Below are 16,909 nucleotides of genomic sequence, written 5' to 3' on the forward strand. Positions count from 1 at the left end.
GTAGGGAGGGTTTGCCCCGAACGGGATGCATACTGCATCGAACGCTTGTGGAGATCATGTAAGACCTTTCTACAAAAAGGCAGCGATCGTCGAAACAAGAAGCCCCCGCCTCTATAGGCGGTGGGAATATTCACAAGACTTCTAAAATGTTAATATAGGATTAGGAAAATTTTCCTATGGTAACAAGAACTCAGTCTTGATGGTCAGCAGGCTGAAGTATACGTAGTCCTGGACATCTCTGGTTCTATGCGGGATTATTTTGAGGATGGAATCGTGCAGGACATCATGACACGCGCAGGTGGCGCTGGGTCTTGGTTTTGACGCTAATAAGCAGATTGACGTGATTACTTTTGAAGTACCCATTCGAGAGCGACACTCATTACTCCAAAGCGATTAAAATGGTCAGTGATAAAGTAGATGACTCCACTAGATCAGGCATCTTTCGCAGAAAATCAGGAGGCCCTATGAAAAATCCTATTTACGTAGCCTTCTTTACAGATGGAGACAATCAGGACAAGGCTGCCACAACCAAGCTGATCACTGAACTTAGCGGACGTGGCATCTTCTTCCAATTCATCGGTATAGGGAATCAAGCATTTGATTATCTGAAAAAGCTGGATGATTTACAAAATCGCATTCTGGACAACGCAGGATTCTTTGCGGCACGCGATGTTGAAGGGCAAGACGACACCGTAATGTACCGTAAAATGATTAAAGAATTTGCTGCATGGATTCCGCAAGCCCGGGCAAAGGGATTCATCGTCTAGTACAGGTGAAGTGCAATTTGAGGGGAAACTCTTGAATCGCACTTCATTTTTCTGGTAGGTGCATCTCATTATTCATAACCTCAAATGCTTCTGCTAAAAAATCCATGGAATGCTTAGGAAGCAGCGACTCATAAGGTTTTACGTTTTTATACAGTTCTTCGTTCTTTACCCCGTCATTGAAAAACAGATGATTTAATGGAGCATCTGCAACTAATTCTTGCAACTGTTGCTGTACGATAGGATGATCTGGCTTAAGATCGTTTACGATGGCTCGATTAACAAGCAATAACAAATTGTATACTTGTCCATCCAAGTAAGTTTGCTTAGAGATGTCCTCCGGGAACACCTTCTCAATAATATCTTTAGAGACATACTTTTGGAGCAGCTTTTTTTGAGCCTCCTCAACACGCATGGAGTTCATAAGCAGCATAAGTATTTCTGTGTTTAATTCATTTAATTGATCTTGTTCAGTTAACAATTTTATTCGTTCAATTAATGCTAAAGAACAATCAATGGCTTCTCTCCTCTGTTTTAGTGATTGTTCTTGAACTCTAATTATTTCGTCAAAAGAATATTGCGGATTTTCCAGACAGACTTTAATTTCATTTAATGAAAGACCCAGACTTTGCAATAATTGGATTTCATGAAACCTTTTAAAATCCTCATTTACATATATATAATGATCATTTTCATTTTTTTGTGAGGGCACTAATATTCCAAGCTGCCGATAATGTCGTAACGTACGAACCGTTGTGTCCGCCAGCTGTGCAAATTTGCTCACCGTCAATCTCATCTAATTTCCCTCTCTTCCAAAAAATCATTTCTTGTATTTTCTAGCCAGAATAATTCCGATAGCAGTATTATAAATCGTATGGGCAAGTATTGGTGGAATTAACGACCCGGTATAATAAAAGAGTAATGCAAAAATCAAGCCATTTACAAACACACCTATAAGGATACCCGTGGCACTTTTATATTGGGGAACATGTATTACCCAAAATAGAAAGGTGCTTATTAGAATGACGAGCCAATCCACTATCAAAGAGTATCCAGTAAATAATCCTATTAGGACACCTCTAAAAAAGAATTCTTCAAAGACACCGCCGCCTATTGCAGCTACAGCTATACCACTTGGTCTGATCATTACTTTTTTAATAATATCTGATCCCTCGGTTTTAGGGAGTTCCGTTTTTGTTTTGGTGAATATTACTAGAACAATAGTAGTTATAAAAAAAGCAGAAACAAGACCAATGATTATTGCGGATAAAATACTAATTTCGTCTGGTATAAATAAGGAAGCTATAAATGGCAACATTTCTCCCCGCTTGAATAATCCAATAATAACCAATCCGATAAAAAGAAATGACGAGAGTGGCAGCGACGCTTTCAACAGTATTTTATACTGTTCCTTTGCATTGATTTCAGTCATAAATATAAACTCCTTTTATCTAACTTTTTTTTCATTGTAGATTGTGACGCAGCGTCCCCCGCAACAGCTTTTTCAAAACCAACTGGAAGTTGACGACTCTATGAAAATTCTAATCTCTGCACATCAATACACAAATCTCCGCTGCGCCCAGTAGCTGAACAGGAAGATCGAGACCTCGGTCAGCAGCTTGGCGGCGGCGAGCGGGATAATGAGCTTTTCATTGTAGAAATAGAGCAGCCCGTAATTGAACAGAAGTACCAGGATCACCAGCGCAAAATATTTGGGCAGCGACTGCTGGATCTTGGAGGTCTTGCCGCCGGTGAAGACGTATCTCCGGTTCATTGAATAGTTGAAGATGGAGCTGCATAATCTTGCGACTGCTACGGAGAGGAACAGGTTGCCGGTGAGGCTCTGGAACAGGAACAGCAGCACAAAGTCGAGCAGGGCCGACACTAGAGAAGAGGTGCTGAACATAAGAATCGGCAGATAAATCCGGAAAGAATCGGCCAGCGGCCGGAAATGAGACGATTTGTTATGGTCCAGATACACCGTATCAATGTATTCCTCTGTAATGGTATAGCCCTCTCTGTGGGCGGTCAGCAGCATGTTCATCTCATATTCGAAGCGATCGCCGGGAATCTGGCACAGCCAATCGAGCATGGAGAGGGGGAAGCCGCGCAGCCCGGTCTGCGTATCATAGATTTTCGTGCCTGTAGTGAGGGCGAAGACCGCCCGGGTGACGGAGTTCCCGAAACGGCTGCGCAGGGGGATAGTCCCGCTGAAACGGCGGCTGCCGAGCACAATCCCGGGGGAAGTCTGGTTCTGGAGCACCCCGACAATTCGTTTGATATCATGGGGCAGATGCTGCCCGTCGCTATCCGCACAGACCACAGGGCCAGATAATCCGGCCTCCTGGATATATCGGAACCCTGTTTTCAGGGCGACCCCTTTTCCGAGGTTAACGCTATGTGTCAGGACCGTACAGCCGAACGCCTCAGCCATCTCGAAAATTCTGCGGTAAGCCGGTCCGCTTCCATCATCTACGAGTACGATAGGTTCAAGCTTGTACCTATGCAGCTCTACAATCAAATCCAGCAGCCGCTCATCCGGTTCATAGGCAGGAATAAGTATAGTCATGTGTGTGGTCACTCCTTGATATAAAGTATGTCGCTGACGCCCCGCTCCTGGTTCTTGCCCTGCGGGTTATTCACGACCCGTCCCATGAAGTACATGGTGGAGGAACCGCCGCCGTCCAGATTGTAGGCTTCCGTGGCTCCAAGGTCTTTCATGAGATCTGCCAGCTCGGCAAGAGTCATTCCGCGGCTGTACCCTTCCTTGCGTCCGTCAACTACGACGAATACATAATGGTTCGGTGCAATCATGCCAATCGCGGTGCGGGGATTTGCATTTTGAATGGAGCGGTTGCCGAAATTGGTGTCAATCTGCACGTTGCTGAAATCACTGGTGATCTTGCCGTCCTGAATCAGAATCGGTCCGAAGGAGAGGGTATTGGTGACCCCTTGTGCCAGCAGCTCGGAGGAAGAAACTTCATCTTCGTTATAGGTCTGCATCGTTCCGTCATTGAACAGTGCCATCGCATCCCGCACGGGATCATCCCGGTACACGGTACCGTTTCGGATTATGACTCCATCGTCGCGGAAGCCGTAGTAATCGCCATTGATGGCAAAAATCGCATTGTTCCCGGAAGCAATCACCGACGTATCCTCCACAATATTCGTGCCGAAGCTGTTGTCGGCAAATGCGGAGCGCAGGCTGCTGGCGTTCTTCAGGACCACATCTGCGACAAAATAAGTGATCTGGTCTGATCCGGTCCCGGTCTGCACCTTGTTAATCCCGATCTGAATATCGTCGCTGCTGTAGTTCCAGTCATCTGAAGTCGCATTAACCTCGGCGGCTGTGACGGCTGAATCGCTTGAGCTGCCTGCTGCGGTTGTATCATCCGCTACGACGACTTCGACATGCTCGATCAGGTAGCGGTCCGCCAGACTATATATCACTGCACCGATACCGAGGAGGACCACGATAACTACAGTCCACAGCTTTTGTCTAAAGCTCAGTCTTTTTTTCTTGCCGTTCTTCATCATTGAAGCATCACCTCGTCATATAAGTTCTTAAGGAGCATGATACGCGGGATACCTTTAGTGAAACTGAAACAAGGAACGAATCATTGAACAAGCTTTTAATGCTGCACAGTCAAGATAAAGCTTGGTATACTTTAAAAAGTGCATTTTAGAGTCCAGGGAGGTTATTTCATGCCACAGCGTGTGCTGCTGATAGAAGATGATGAAGCGATAAGCGAGATGGTGCGTTCCTATTTGATAAAAGAGGGGTATGAGGTTGAGACGGCGTTTGACGGAGAGGCTGCGGAAAAGCTGTTTCGCCGCGGCGGCGCCTACGATCTAGTTCTGCTGGACCTGATGCTCCCGAAACGGAGCGGGACGGATGTGCTGCAGACGATACGGAGCGGGAGCCTGGTGCCTGTGCTGATTATGTCGGCCAAGGACAGTGATGTGGACAAGGCGCTGGGTCTCGGCTTTGGCGCGGATGATTATATAACGAAGCCGTTCTCGATGATCGAGCTGGCGGCACGGGTGAAGGCGGCGATCCGCCGGGCCGGATATGCCGCAGCGGGCAGCAGAGACCAGGAGGCGGCTTCCGCCCGGGAGACAGCCAACGTTATTTCGCTGCGCGGCCTTACAGTGGACCTCGATAATTTCTCGGTGCTCAAGAACGGGGAGGAGGTCAAGCTGACCGCGAAGGAATTCCATATCCTGCGGCTGTTCGCAGGCAGCCCCGGCCGTGTGTATACTAAAGCGCAGATTTACAGCATCGTCTGGGAAGACGAATATTACGGGGACGAGAATGTCATTAATGTACACATGCGCAGATTGCGCGAAAAAATTGAGGATGACCCCTCGAAGCCGGAGTACATCAAAACATTATGGGGCATCGGCTACAAGCTGGGGGATGTGCTGGAATGATCGCTATTTTCATTGCGGTGGTTGCTCTGCTCCTGCTTGTGATTCTGTGGCAATACATACGTTTGCGGGAGCACTCGCGCTCGCTCAATTATGTTCATAACAAGCTGGAGAGCATTATGGACCGGGGCTCGCATGAAAGGCTGCTACTATTCAATAGCGATCCCCATCTGCAGCAGCTGCTTACCGATCTGAACCGGCTGCTGGATTTTAACCACAAGGGAGCGGTGGAGCTGGCCCGGCTGGAAAAGTCGATGCGGAGCATGCTGGCGAATATCTCCCATGATCTCAAGACCCCCCTGACGGTGGTGCTCGGCTATATTGAAACGATTCTCCATGATGAGTCAATAACGGAGGAGGAGCGGGAACGCATTCTGTGGACGATTCACGGAAAGGCGGGAGAAGTGATCGGGCTGATGAACCGCTTCTTTGATCTGGCCAAGCTGGAGTCGGGGGATAAGGAAATCACGCTCTCACGGGTGGAGCTGGGTGAGGTCTGCCGGAGGAACATTTTGTCCTTTTACGATATTCTTAGCGCCAAGGGCAGCGAGGTGGAGATTGAGATCCCGGGTGAGGCGATGTACATCATGGGCAATGAGGAGGCGCTGGACCGGGTGCTGTCCAATCTGCTGTCCAACGCGATCAAGTACGGGGATGCCGGCAAGGTGCTTGGACTTAAGCTGTACAGCAATGGGGGACAAGTGTGCATAGAGGTGTGGGACCGGGGCAAGGGGATTACCGAAGGCCATCAGGACAAGGTTTTTGAGCGGCTCTATACCCTGGAGGATTCGCGCAACCGGGACTATCAGGGCAGCGGCCTGGGTCTGACCATCACCAAAAGACTGACCGAGCAGATGAACGGCAGCATCACCCTGACCAGCAAGCCGTATGTCAAAACGGCATTTACGCTGTCTTTTCGCAGGCTGACCTTCTAAACTTCACAGCTTAAGATTTTCGTAAGATTCAGGTAATAAAAAAGAAAATTCCGCTGTGTACAATAAGTACCAAGAAGACAAACGAAGAAGCCAAAGGGGATAACGGAAATGACCACTATACTGCGGACGCGGGATTTAACGAAAGTATATCAGGGTAAAGAAGCTGTGAAGAACGTGAATATGAATATCAGGCAGGGTGAAATTTACGGGTTCCTGGGACCGAACGGCGCGGGCAAAACGACGGTAATGAAAATGATCACCAATCTGGTAAAGCCGACAGCGGGCGAGATTGAATTTTTCGGCGAGAAAATGACGGATCAGTCCTACGAAATGCTGAAACGCATGGGCTGCATTATTGAATACCCGGTGTTCTATGACAAGCTGACAGCCAGAGAGAATCTGAAGCTGCACGGAGAGTATATGGGCTACTATGATACCAAGGCGATGGAAGAAGCGCTGGAGCTGGTGAAGCTGACAGGAGTGGACAAAAAAGCAGTCAAGCAGTTCTCCCTGGGGATGAAGCAGCGGCTGGGCATTGCCCGGGCGGTGATGACGAAGCCGGAGCTGCTCATTCTGGATGAGCCGATCAACGGGCTGGACCCGCTTGGGATTAAGGAGCTGCGCGAGGTGTTCCGCATGCTGAGCCGGGAATACGGAATGACGCTGCTGATATCCAGCCACATTCTGGGCGAGGTCGAGCAGATCGCCGACACGATTGGCGTCATCCGCGAAGGTATGCTCGTTGAGGAAGTGACGATGGATACGATCCGCAGCCAGAACACGCAATATATCGAGCTGATTAGCAGCGAGTGCAATAAGGTTGTCTATATCCTGGAGCATAAGCTGGGCTTATCCAACTTCAAAGTGCTGGACCCCCGCACGATCCGGATTTACGATGGGATTCAGCAGCTGGAATTGAACAAAGCGCTGGCGGAAGCGGATGTGGAACTGGAAAGTCTAAGCAAGAAGAATCACTCGCTGGAAGATCATTTTATGGAACTGATGGGGGGTGAAGGCATTGCTTAAGCTGATTCAACTGGAAATCCGTAAAAATAAGCTGGCAGGCATGCTCAAAGGCCTGGTGGTTGCCAATGTAGTGATTCTTGCCTTATTGCTGCTGATGACTTACGTTGACACGGGTGATGGAGGTGGTGAATTCAAGTCTTATGCAGAGATGTTCGAAGCCGTCTATGTCTTTGTCAAAGGGACCTTCCTGGTGTTTGCTTCGGTAATGCTGGGCAAGCTGGTGATTGAAGAGTATAAGAACAATACCATTACTTTACTCTTCATGTATCCTATCGCCCGCAAAAAGCTCATGGCTGCCAAAATCATCATCGTGTACGTGTTCACTTTTATCAGTATTTTGGTCTCGGATATTGTGCTTAACGCTGTCCTGATCGGTATTAATTCGTTCACCCATGCGATCCCGGGACAGCTGGACCTTACTGCGATTCTTTCAGAGATGGTCCGGATCGGCGCTGAAGCGGTTTATGCGGCAGGGGTTGGATTGATTCCTTTATACATCGGGATGCGCAAAAAATCCGTACCGGCGACCATCGTCACTGCAGTGCTGCTTGTCACTCTGATTTCCTCCGGCTTCGGCAATGGCAATTTCAGGCTGGGCGATCTGGTAGGAGTCTCGATCTCTCTGGGACTGCTTGGCGCAGGCATTGCCTACCTGTCGATCCGCAACATAGAGCATAAAGATATTGCATAATGGGGGTGAAGGCATTGCTTAAGCTGATTCAACTGGAAATCCGTAAAACCAAGCTGGCAGGCATGCTCAAAAGCTGGACCATTGTTAACCTTGCCATTCTTGCCTTTATGATCCTGGTTACTTTCATTGACCGTAGTGATGGCGGGGGAGAGTTCGACACCTATCTTGAAATGTTTGATGGGGTATATGTTTTTACCAAAGCCGCATTTATTATCTTCGCCTCTGTTCTGTTAGGCAAGCTGGTTATTGACGAGTACAAGAACAACACGATCACCGTTCTCTTTATGTATCCCATCCCGCGCAAGAAGCTGATGATCGCCAAAATTCTCATCGTGTTCGTGTTCACATTAATCAGTGTTCTCCTGTCGGATATCGTACTTAATGCTATTCTGGTAATTATTAATTCCTTCGTCCATGTTGTCCCTGGACAATTACAGATGTCAATGCTCCCTTCCCAGTTGATTCGGATAGGTACGGATGCGATCTACACGGCTGGAATTGCCTTGATTCCTTTGTACTTCGGGATGCGTAAAAAATCCGTGCCTGCTACGATTGTTTCCGCAGTGCTGGTCACAAGTCTGGTCAATTCCGGCTTCGGCGATTTCCGGCTGGGCAACCTGTTTGGGGTCTCCATCTTCCTCAGTCTGCTTGGCATAGGCATGGCCTATCTGGCGATTCACAACATTGAGCATAAGGATATTGCATAAGGGGGGGTGAAGATATTGCTCAAGCTGATTCAACTGGAAATCCGTAAAAATAAGCTGCTAGGCATGCACAAAGCTGTGGCTATTGTTATCCTTTGCATCCTTGCCATAGTGACCCTGGTTATATTCATTGACCGGTCTGAGAACGGGGGTGAATTCAACACCTTTCCAAAGATACTCGAACTGCTATATGTTAGTGTCAAAGCCTCATTTATAATTTTCGCCTCTGTTCTGCTAGGTAAGCTGATCATTGACGAGTACAAGAACAACACGATTACTGTTCTCTTCATGTATCCCATCCCGCGCAAGAAGCTGATGACTGCCAAAATTCTCATTGTGGTCTTGTTCACCATAATCAGCGTTCTCCTGTCGGATATTGTAATTGCCGCTGTTCTGGCAAGTATTAATTCCTTTGTCCATTTCGTCCCGGGACAATTACAGCTGTCGATGATTCCATCTCAGTTGGTTCGGATAGGTACGGATGCAATCTATGCGGCTGGAATCGCCTTGATTCCTTTGTATTTCGGGATGCGCAAAAAATCCGTGTCTGCTACGATTGTAGCCTCAGTGCTGGTTACAAGCCTTGTCTGCTCCGGCTCCGGTAATTTCCAGTTAGGCAATTTGCTTGGAGTTTCCATCTTTCTGAGTCTACTTGGCGTAAGCATTGTCTATCTGGCGATTCGCAATATTGAGACTGAAGATATCGCATAACCTGTAATGTAAATCTCCGCTTTGCTAACCCGGGCCTTCTGTGAGGATCAGGCAAGAATGCAGACAGCATGCTTGCCTTATTCCGCAGGAGCTTTTTTTCGTTCAAAACCGCATTATACCAATGTTTTTTGGCGACCAGCCGCATTTTTTTTGCTATAATAATTAATAGTTCATGAGATTCACAGACTTAAGATACATATGATATAGATTATGCTTGAGGCTTTGGATAGAGTGCAGGGCTGATGCAGTACAGGAGGTGGGCTATGCAAAAAGAATGGGCTTCCATTCTGGGCCGGGTGCTTTCTGAGGAAAGTGCTTACAAAGTGTTATTTGATCATCATCCCGACCTGATTATAGTTCTGGATCGGCAGGGGCGCTACGTGGACAGCAACCGTGCTTTTGGGTCTGCGCCTGATACTGACATCACGAAGAAGCTTACGAAGGACCCCTCGGCTAGAATCCGGCTGTGTATGCCTGGAGAGGAGCATTTTGCTGCTGCACTCGGGGGCATAACCTCCGGATTTGAACTGCAGCCGGAAGTGGGCGAAGACAGCAGCCCTGCTGCTATTACGTATGTGCCGGTAAAAGCTGCAGAAGGAATTGCCGGTGTATATGCTATCATCCGGTATGATGCGGGCCGCTTACTGCCAGTTCCGCTTCAGGATTGGTTTGTCAGACTGCTGACACTTGAAGATAGCGAAGAGACAATTATGGAATGTATGGATGCCGATGCAGCAGGATGGGAGCGGGAACGGGACAAAGCTGAAGCGCAGGAGCTGCAGAAAGCGGAGCTTGTGCTGGAAATGGCGGAAGACAGAAATCTCAGCCTGATTCTGAATTCTGTCTCAACCGGGATTTTCGGACTGGATACGGAGGGCCGGACGATCTTTATCAACCGCGAGGGGGCGGACATGCTCGGTTACACGCCTTCTGAGCTGGCAGGCATAAATCTCATTGATCAGATTCAGTATGTCCGTGCAGACGGATCAAGGTATATGAAGTTTGAATGCCCGATATGGCTAACCCTGAAAGACGGCGTTACCCGCATTAAACGAGAGGAGATTTTCTGGCGGAAGGATGGCACCAGCTTTTTTGTCAGCTACCGGATTGCCCCTCTTCTGGATAAAGGAATCATCTGCGGCGTGGTGGTCTCCTTCAGTGATGTTACGAATGAAAGGGAGATTCTTCAGGCCAAGGAAACAGCCGAGCAGGCGGCTCAGGCCAAGGCAGACTTCCTGGCAATGATGAGCCATGAGATCCGCACACCTATGAACGGAATGATCGGGATGGCGGATCTGCTGCTGGAGACCGAGCTTGAGGAGGAGCAGCGGACCTATGCCGAAATTCTGCGCAGCAGCAGCTACAACCTGCTCAAGATCCTGAATGACATTCTGGATTTCAGCAAAATGGAAGCCGGCAAAATGCAACTGGAATCGGAGAAGTTTGATCTGCGGGAGATGCTGGAGAACATCATTGATTTATTCACCCCCAAGGCGGAAGAGAAGAAGCTGGCCTTGCGGTGGTGGGCGGATACCAGCGTCCCGGCAATTGTAACCACCGATCCCAGCCGCTTGCGGCAGATCATTGTCAATCTTGTCGGCAATGCGCTGAAGTTCACGGAGCGGGGCAGTGTCACCCTGTCGGTGAAGAACATCCTGCTTCCGGCATCCCCGGAATATTTGCTGGAATTTTCGGTTCGTGATACAGGCGTGGGAATCGCTGACAGCAAGCTGAATCTGCTGTTCCAATCCTTCTCCCAGCTCCATCCGCTCATTAACCGCAAATACGGCGGCACGGGGCTGGGCCTTGCGATCTGCAAGCAGCTTGTTGAGCTGATGGGCGGAACGATTTTTGTGGAAAGCGAAGAGGGCCGGGGCTCCACCTTCCGCTTCATGCTGCCTTTTCTCAAGGAAGAGGAGGAGCAAGAGGAAGAGACCGGGGCGGAGATTACTTCGAATTGAACTGTAGACAGCAGCAAGATTCCTATGCCGGAGACTTGCTGTTTTTTTGTTGTTTAGGAAATTATGATTTCTCTTTCTTGTAGATAAGATGTGCATAAAGTTGGGGTAAGTAGATGTGAATTTAGCGAATTCACACAAATGAGTGGAAATCAGTCGGATTCGATCGACTTTTTCCAACTAGCGCTGGCGAAGAAGCAGGTAAGCAGTGCTATATAGATTGTACGTAGGATAACCATAGTGGATTTTTTGCATGACTGCACTTCTTGCAATAGAATACTTATTATTTTGCGTCGAATCGCCTTCTGCTGTATTTCGTGCAGTAGATTTTCGGATATAGAGTTAAAAACAGCTTTTCCAAGGGATTCTAATGTACAGAGTGCAGTAGATTGAATTTTTCGAAGGATTTATGGGTCATCTGCTGTAGAGAATGCAATAGAATGCGAGTTCTGAGCTAGCTACTTTTTTAAGTTCAAGTGATATAGTTGGAAAAAGGGAACTTATTTCTCCCCAAAATCAACCATTGTGAGTTTTAGGTGGAAAAAGGAAACTTAATTGGGTCATATTCCTTCGCAAGAACAAAATGAGCTGAATTAGTTAACCTTTTTCCACTTTACCTGCGGAGAATAGGGTACTTGAGCAAATTAGTGATCCTTTTTCCACTTGGAATTACCGAAGGACTCATAAAGGGTCCTCCAGGCAACGCTAACTGAAATCTAAAGCGGCTACGTTGTCCATGAAGGTCGGCGTAGCCGTTTTGTTCTGCTGCCGAAAACAGGAAATAAAAACAGAATAGCTTCTCTTTTTTTGGGATTTTTTTACCTTTATTATATTACTAATCTATCATCATGAATGTTATGAGGTGTTCAAATGTTAGTGCAAGTATTACTTGTATCTTTATTTACTTTTATCATTCACCTTTCCGAGACGCTTACATATTCACTTCGCTTGGCAGGTGTACGTTTAGGAAAATTAGCGGTTGCCATGTCCTTATCGGGGATTATACTGCTCATTTCAAGAACAGCTAACATGGTTCAGGGCCCACTTACGGGTAAAATCCTAGACTTCGCAAAACATAATGGAGATTATAATTTAATTGATCAGTTTAGGATTATAATCGGCTCCGCTACAGTAGGGACATTTACAGCATTATTACTGTTTCCATCCGCTGTGTTGCTTGCTTCCAGGATCATATCCCATTTGGAGGTGGCAGGGTCGTTGCCCCAAATGATCCGTTCTTCGGTTTCCCTTCAAAAGATAAATAATACACGATATCATTTGCGTTCGCCTAAGTTGTCAATGCTGTCGCAATTGAGGATCGGGGGCATACCCAAAAGGCTAGTGCTTCTTAATTGTCTGGTGACCGCAATTTATACAATCGGTGTGTTAGCCGCTCTACTTGCTTCTACATTAACACAAGAATACTCGATTTCCGCATCACAATCTTCTGGTTTGATCAATGGATTGGCGACTATTTTACTTACTATACTTATTGATCCACAAGTGGGCTTAATTACTGATAAAGTCCTTAGGGGAGAAAAAGAGGTTGCTGCACTTAATAAGGTTTTCGGGTTATTAATGATTTCGCGGCTATTTGGAACTATTCTTGCTCAGATACTACTAGTGCCAGCGGCTTATTGGATTACATGGATCGTATCGGTTCTATAGTTACGGATTGAACGAACATTGGGATGTGCATTAAAAAACGAACCCATCCCCCCGCAGTGCTGGGAGTACGGATTCGCAATCTGCTAGTGAATATACATGAGGCCTACTGTAGCGGGACCGCAGTGGCTTCCGATGACGCAGCCGGCATGAGCGATGGCAATCTCCTCGACAGCGGTTTGCTCGCGCAGTGCCTTCTCCAGAAACTTGGCATCCTCTTCCGCGAGGGTATGGACGACAATGAGCAGCTCCTTGTCCATATGGTCGGCATTGGCCAGGGCATGCTGCAGCATTTGCTCGACAGCCTTCTCCTTCTTGCCGCGAACTTTGCTGACCGGCACAATCGCACCGTCAACCAACCGCAATACAGGCCGGATCTTGAGCAGGCTGCCGATAAAGTTCGTCATACCGGAGCAGCGTCCGCCCATGTACAGGTAGTCGAGCGTGTCCACAACAAATTCCGTCTCCACCCGGTCACGGCACTGCTCAAGCATGGCGGCAATTTCCTTGGCACTTTGGCCTTTCTCTGCCGCACGGACAGCCTTCATCACCAGCAGGGCAATTCCGCAGCACAACGTTTTGGAGTCAACGACCTGCACGCGTCCTTCAGGGAACTCACCCGCAGCCAGCAGGGCATTCTGATATGTAGAGGAAAGGCCAGAGGAGAGGCTGATATAGACGATATCTCCTCCGCTGCTGATCACCGGCTCAAAAGCAGTGATGAAATCCGCTGGCGATGGTGCTGCCGTCTTCGGCAGAGCACCCTTTGCGGCTACCTGGCGGTACACTTCCTCTGGCGTAATGTCCACGCCATCCTTGTACGTAGCGTCTTCGAACACGACATAAAGCGGCACGATGCCGATATCATATGTTTCCTTCCAGCCTTGCGGCAAATCGGAAGTGCTGTCTGAAAAGATTTTTACGATAGACATGGGTTTCTCCTTCACCGATTCTCGGATGACAATATTCCGTTATATAAGTCCTATAATCTGTAATTATACCAAGCCTGCACGGATTCTCAAAACAAAAATAATATAAAACAAGACCAACCGCGCCTGCAGTTGATCTTGTGGACACATCTATTGTTCGCTAAGGTTACTTCTTCACTACCGGAATCCACACTTCGCAGACATAATCATCCGCACCCGGGTCACCAGGAGGATACAACTCGAACTCGGGACCGCCGGCATGCTCATAGCCTGTTGACGGGAACCATTCCTGGAAAATCCGCTGCCAGACCTTTTGAATCGCATGCGGCATCGGGCCAACGGAGGTGAATACAGCCCAGCTTGCTGCCGGAACGACTGCCGTCTCATAGCCCTGCGGGTCCGTCTCGAGCGTGCCTTCTACACCGATCCAGTAGGATAGCAGCTCCTTCTCCATGTTCATGCTCATACAAATGCCGAGCAAATCCTTATCGCCGCCAATCTCTACCAGCTTATCCGAAGTTCCATCGTCATTGCATTCGATCCAAAACTTAGGGATTCTGCGGAAATTCTCCCCGTCCCGGGTAGTAACCTCCATTGATTTGCCGATTACGGTAAAAGCTTCTTTCTCCACGATCTTGTATTCCATTTCCTGATCTCCCTTCAATGATAGATGGAAGGAAAGGCGGGGGAACGCTTTGAGCTGCACCCCGGGCTCACGCGCGGCGGAGGGGGTAAGCCCATGCGCCTTGCGGAATGCTTTGGCGAATGCCTCGGGGGAGTCATATCCGTATTTCAGCGCCACATCCAGCACCCTGATTTTCGAAATGGCCAGCTCTTGGGCCGCCAAGGTCAATCTGCGCTTACGGATATAGTCAGCTACCGTAACTCCGGTCAGCATGCCGAACATACGCTGGAAATGGTAAGGAGAGACATGAGCCACCTTGGCAACATCCTCGATGTGCAGCGGTTCCGTCATCTTGCTTTCCATATAATCCAGCGCATTTTTCATGCGGATCAGCCATTCCAAATTTGCCATCTCCCTTTGAATCCATACTATCATGCCAGTGAGGAGCAGTCCTGTTATTCTGTGCTCATTGAAGACAGGTTTCGGTGCATGCTCTTAACACTCCTATAGTATAGCTCAAGAGGAAAAGAGAGTCAGCCCCCGAGACGGCAGACTCTTGCTTCATAAGGGCGCAGCGTTCCCCGGTCCATCGCCGCCGGCTGTTCCGGATAATTCCCGATGATGGTTTCGGTCACGGCGTTCAGTTCTTCCAGCAGCTCCACCGTTTGCGGCACTTCGCTGAAATTAAGCAGCACCAGCCACTGCTCATTCTCCAGAGTCCGGGTATAAGCGTAAATGTTCTCATGCTCCGGCAGGAGCAGCTTGTATTCTCCGTACACCATAATGAGATGTTCTTTGCGCAGGCGGATCAGCTTCTGATAGTAATAAAAGACTGAATCCGGGTCGGCCAGCGCCTGCTCCACATTGATAGTCTCATAGCTCGGATTAAGCTTCAGCCACGGGGTTCCGCCCGTGAAGCCGGCATTCGGAGAGGCATCCCACTGCATCGGCGTGCGGGCATTGTCCCGGCCTTTGGTATGGATAGCCTGCAGAACGCTCTGATGATCCGCACCGCCTTCGGTTACCTTTTCCCGGTACATATTGTGAATTTCGATATCCTGATAGTCTTCCAGCGCAGGAAATTGCACGTTGATCATGCCGATTTCTTCGCCTTGGTAAATGTACGGCGTGCCTTTGAGCGTATGCAGCAGGGTGGCGAGCATTTTGGCGGAAATCACGCGGTATTCCTGGTCATTGCCGAACCGCGAGACCATCCGGGGCTGATCATGGTTGTTCAGGTACAGGCTGTTCCAGCCGCGGTCTGCCAGGCCAACCTGCCATTTATGCAAGATATCACGCAGCTTGGTCAGATTCCAAGGGGCGACATCCCATTTGCCGCCGGGACCTGCGTCGATATCCATATGCTCGAATTGGAAAACCATCTGCAGCTCATGCCGATCCTCATCCGTGTACAGAATGGCATCCTCTACACTAGCCCCCGGAGTTTCGCCGACCGTCATAATATCATATTTGGAGAGCACCTTGCGGTTCATCTCCTGCAGGTATTCATGGACGCGCGGGCCGTTCATAAAATACTCACCGCCGCTGGCCAGTTCCCCGGGAGCAAGCCCCTCTCTGTGTGCGGAAGGCAACCCTTCGACCTTGGAGATCATGTTGATTACGTCCATCCGCAGTCCGTCCACCCCTTTATCCAGCCAAAAGGCAATCATCTTGTAGAGCGCCTCGCGCAGCTTCGGGTTCTCCCAGTTGAGATCCGGCTGCTTGCGGGAGAACAGATGCAGGTAGTATTCCCCGGTGCTCTCATCCAGCTCCCAGGCCGGTCCGCTGAAGATAGAGCTCCAGTTGTTGGGGGCTTCACCGTTCGGACCGCCGGGACGCCAGATATAGTAATCGCGGTACGGATTATCCTTGGAGGAACGGGACTCTGCGAACCAGGCATGCTCATCCGAGGAATGGTTGATAACAAGGTCCATCATCAGCTTGATCCCGCGTGCATGCAGTCCTTCCAGCAGTTCCTCCCAGTCTTTCAAGGTGCCGAATTCATCCATAATATTCTCATAATCGCTGATATCATACCCGTTATCGTCGTTCGGCGATTTGTAGACCGGTGACAGCCAGACCACATCGACCCCCAGCTTCTGCAAATAGTCGAGGCGCGAGATGATCCCCTGCAGATCCCCGATTCCGTCTCCGTTGCTGTCCTGAAAGCTGCGCGGATAGATTTGATAGACTACGGCTTCTTTCCAAAAGGTTCTGTTCATATGAAACTAGCTCCTTTGAATGGGATTTTATTATAAGGTGGGTTAGAAAATAGAATCAGCAACTAGGTCGGCTCCAGGGAAAGTTTGGAGTTCCGGCCGCTGTTGTTCTCGGATTTCTATATTAAATGTTCAATATTGCGGATGAAATCCGAGAACAAAGGCGGACGCTAACGCTCCTACACTTCCAAATTTCCCCTCCGCCTTTCTTGCTGATTCAATTTTCCAGTGAAACTTATAAAAAATATCCC

16 protein-coding genes are annotated in these 16,909 nt (G+C 48.7%); 9 read left to right on the forward strand and 7 right to left on the reverse strand.

The genetic code is table 11. The features are described from left to right. Positions 1–398 precede the first annotated feature (398 nt). Positions 399–767 (forward strand): VWA domain-containing protein, encoded by a 369-nt coding sequence (locus ACX1DY_RS03555; RefSeq protein WP_458962833.1) that lies wholly within the window; start codon positions 399–401, stop codon positions 765–767. A 43-nt stretch (positions 768–810) separates the two neighbouring features. On the opposite strand, the gene ACX1DY_RS03560 is transcribed toward ACX1DY_RS03555, so the two are convergent. The 4 genes from ACX1DY_RS03560 to ACX1DY_RS03575 form a co-directional block, all read right to left on the reverse strand. Further along, positions 811–1,560 (reverse strand): MerR family transcriptional regulator, encoded by a 750-nt coding sequence (locus ACX1DY_RS03560; RefSeq protein WP_458962834.1) that lies wholly within the window; start codon positions 1,558–1,560, stop codon positions 811–813. Positions 1,561–1,584: 24 nt separating this feature from the next. After that, positions 1,585–2,196, reverse strand: a complete 612-nt coding sequence (locus tag ACX1DY_RS03565) for a CPBP family intramembrane glutamic endopeptidase (protein ID WP_458962835.1) — start codon at positions 2,194–2,196, stop codon at positions 1,585–1,587. Between the two features lie 123 nt (positions 2,197–2,319). Next, the gene (locus ACX1DY_RS03570) at positions 2,320–3,333 is read right to left on the reverse strand and encodes a GtrA family protein (RefSeq protein ID WP_458962836.1); all 1,014 of its coding nucleotides are present in this window, start codon (positions 3,331–3,333) and stop codon (positions 2,320–2,322) included. Positions 3,334–3,341: 8 nt separating this feature from the next. Continuing rightward, positions 3,342–4,301: a phosphodiester glycosidase family protein gene (locus ACX1DY_RS03575; protein ID WP_458962837.1), complete on the reverse strand. Its 960-nt coding sequence runs from the start codon at positions 4,299–4,301 to the stop codon at positions 3,342–3,344. Between the two features lie 168 nt (positions 4,302–4,469). Here ACX1DY_RS03575 and ACX1DY_RS03580 point away from each other — a divergent pair, with 168 nt between their 5' ends. The 8 genes from ACX1DY_RS03580 (at position 4,470) to ACX1DY_RS03615 (ending at position 12,888) form a co-directional block, all read left to right on the forward strand. Next, positions 4,470–5,198 (forward strand): response regulator transcription factor, encoded by a 729-nt coding sequence (locus ACX1DY_RS03580; RefSeq protein ID WP_458962838.1) that lies wholly within the window; start codon positions 4,470–4,472, stop codon positions 5,196–5,198. Next, entirely contained in the window at positions 5,195–6,130 is a 936-nt protein-coding gene (locus ACX1DY_RS03585) for a sensor histidine kinase (RefSeq protein ID WP_458962839.1), read from the forward strand. Before ACX1DY_RS03580 ends, ACX1DY_RS03585 begins: the two co-directional genes overlap by 4 nt. Positions 6,131–6,238: 108 nt before the next feature. After that, a complete protein-coding gene (locus tag ACX1DY_RS03590; RefSeq protein ID WP_458962840.1) occupies positions 6,239–7,156 on the forward strand; it encodes an ABC transporter ATP-binding protein in 918 nt (305 codons plus the stop codon). Further along, positions 7,140–7,847: an ABC transporter permease gene (locus ACX1DY_RS03595; protein WP_458962841.1), complete on the forward strand. Its 708-nt coding sequence runs from the start codon at positions 7,140–7,142 to the stop codon at positions 7,845–7,847. Before ACX1DY_RS03590 ends, ACX1DY_RS03595 begins: the two co-directional genes overlap by 17 nt. 5 nt (positions 7,848–7,852) lie before the next feature. Further along, entirely contained in the window at positions 7,853–8,554 is a 702-nt protein-coding gene (locus ACX1DY_RS03600) for an ABC transporter permease (RefSeq protein WP_458963409.1), read from the forward strand. 6 nt (positions 8,555–8,560) lie between these two features. Then, a complete protein-coding gene (locus ACX1DY_RS03605; protein ID WP_458962842.1) occupies positions 8,561–9,262 on the forward strand; it encodes an ABC transporter permease in 702 nt (233 codons plus the stop codon). Positions 9,263–9,525: 263 nt separating this feature from the next. Next, complete coding sequence (locus tag ACX1DY_RS03610) at positions 9,526–11,223, forward strand: ATP-binding protein (protein WP_458962843.1); 1,698 nt, start codon at positions 9,526–9,528, stop codon at positions 11,221–11,223. Positions 11,224–12,090: 867 nt separating this feature from the next. After that, positions 12,091–12,888, forward strand: a complete 798-nt coding sequence (locus ACX1DY_RS03615) for a lipid II flippase Amj family protein (RefSeq protein WP_458962844.1) — start codon at positions 12,091–12,093, stop codon at positions 12,886–12,888. Between the two features lie 83 nt (positions 12,889–12,971). On the opposite strand, the gene ACX1DY_RS03620 is transcribed toward ACX1DY_RS03615, so the two are convergent. The 3 genes from ACX1DY_RS03620 to ACX1DY_RS03630 all read right to left on the reverse strand — a co-directional run bounded on the left by ACX1DY_RS03620 (position 12,972) and on the right by ACX1DY_RS03630 (position 16,661). After that, positions 12,972–13,817, reverse strand: coding sequence for a DegV family protein (locus ACX1DY_RS03620; protein WP_458962845.1), 846 nt, complete (start codon positions 13,815–13,817; stop codon positions 12,972–12,974). Between the two features lie 163 nt (positions 13,818–13,980). After that, positions 13,981–14,841 carry an AraC family transcriptional regulator gene (locus ACX1DY_RS03625; protein WP_458962846.1) on the reverse strand — a complete coding sequence of 287 codons (861 nt, stop codon included), beginning with the start codon at positions 14,839–14,841 and terminating at the stop codon, positions 13,981–13,983. A 131-nt stretch (positions 14,842–14,972) separates the two neighbouring features. After that, on the reverse strand, positions 14,973–16,661 hold the full coding sequence (locus ACX1DY_RS03630) for a glycoside hydrolase family 13 protein (RefSeq protein WP_458962847.1): 1,689 nt from the start codon (positions 16,659–16,661) through the stop codon (positions 14,973–14,975). Positions 16,662–16,909 lie beyond the last annotated feature (248 nt).

The sequence above is a fragment of the Paenibacillus sp. BAC0078 genome, assembly GCF_054483875.1.

Excerpts from the sequence above, each read along its gene's own strand:
- ACX1DY_RS03555 (WP_458962833.1), top strand. The coding sequence starts at position 399 with ATGGTCAGTGATAAAGTAGATGACTCCACTAGATCAGGCATCTTTCGC.
- ACX1DY_RS03610 (WP_458962843.1), top strand. The coding sequence starts at position 9,526 with ATGCAAAAAGAATGGGCTTCCATTCTGGGCCGGGTGCTTTCTGAGGAA.
- ACX1DY_RS03585 (WP_458962839.1), top strand. The coding sequence starts at position 5,195 with ATGATCGCTATTTTCATTGCGGTGGTTGCTCTGCTCCTGCTTGTGATT.
- ACX1DY_RS03590 (WP_458962840.1), top strand. The coding sequence starts at position 6,239 with ATGACCACTATACTGCGGACGCGGGATTTAACGAAAGTATATCAGGGT.
- ACX1DY_RS03560 (WP_458962834.1), bottom strand. The coding sequence starts at position 1,560 with ATGAGATTGACGGTGAGCAAATTTGCACAGCTGGCGGACACAACGGTT.
- ACX1DY_RS03575 (WP_458962837.1), bottom strand. The coding sequence starts at position 4,301 with ATGATGAAGAACGGCAAGAAAAAAAGACTGAGCTTTAGACAAAAGCTG.
- ACX1DY_RS03565 (WP_458962835.1), bottom strand. The coding sequence starts at position 2,196 with ATGACTGAAATCAATGCAAAGGAACAGTATAAAATACTGTTGAAAGCG.
- ACX1DY_RS03580 (WP_458962838.1), top strand. The coding sequence starts at position 4,470 with ATGCCACAGCGTGTGCTGCTGATAGAAGATGATGAAGCGATAAGCGAG.
- ACX1DY_RS03620 (WP_458962845.1), bottom strand. The coding sequence starts at position 13,817 with ATGTCTATCGTAAAAATCTTTTCAGACAGCACTTCCGATTTGCCGCAA.
- ACX1DY_RS03630 (WP_458962847.1), bottom strand. The coding sequence starts at position 16,661 with ATGAACAGAACCTTTTGGAAAGAAGCCGTAGTCTATCAAATCTATCCG.
- ACX1DY_RS03570 (WP_458962836.1), bottom strand. The coding sequence starts at position 3,333 with ATGACTATACTTATTCCTGCCTATGAACCGGATGAGCGGCTGCTGGAT.
- ACX1DY_RS03615 (WP_458962844.1), top strand. The coding sequence starts at position 12,091 with ATGTTAGTGCAAGTATTACTTGTATCTTTATTTACTTTTATCATTCAC.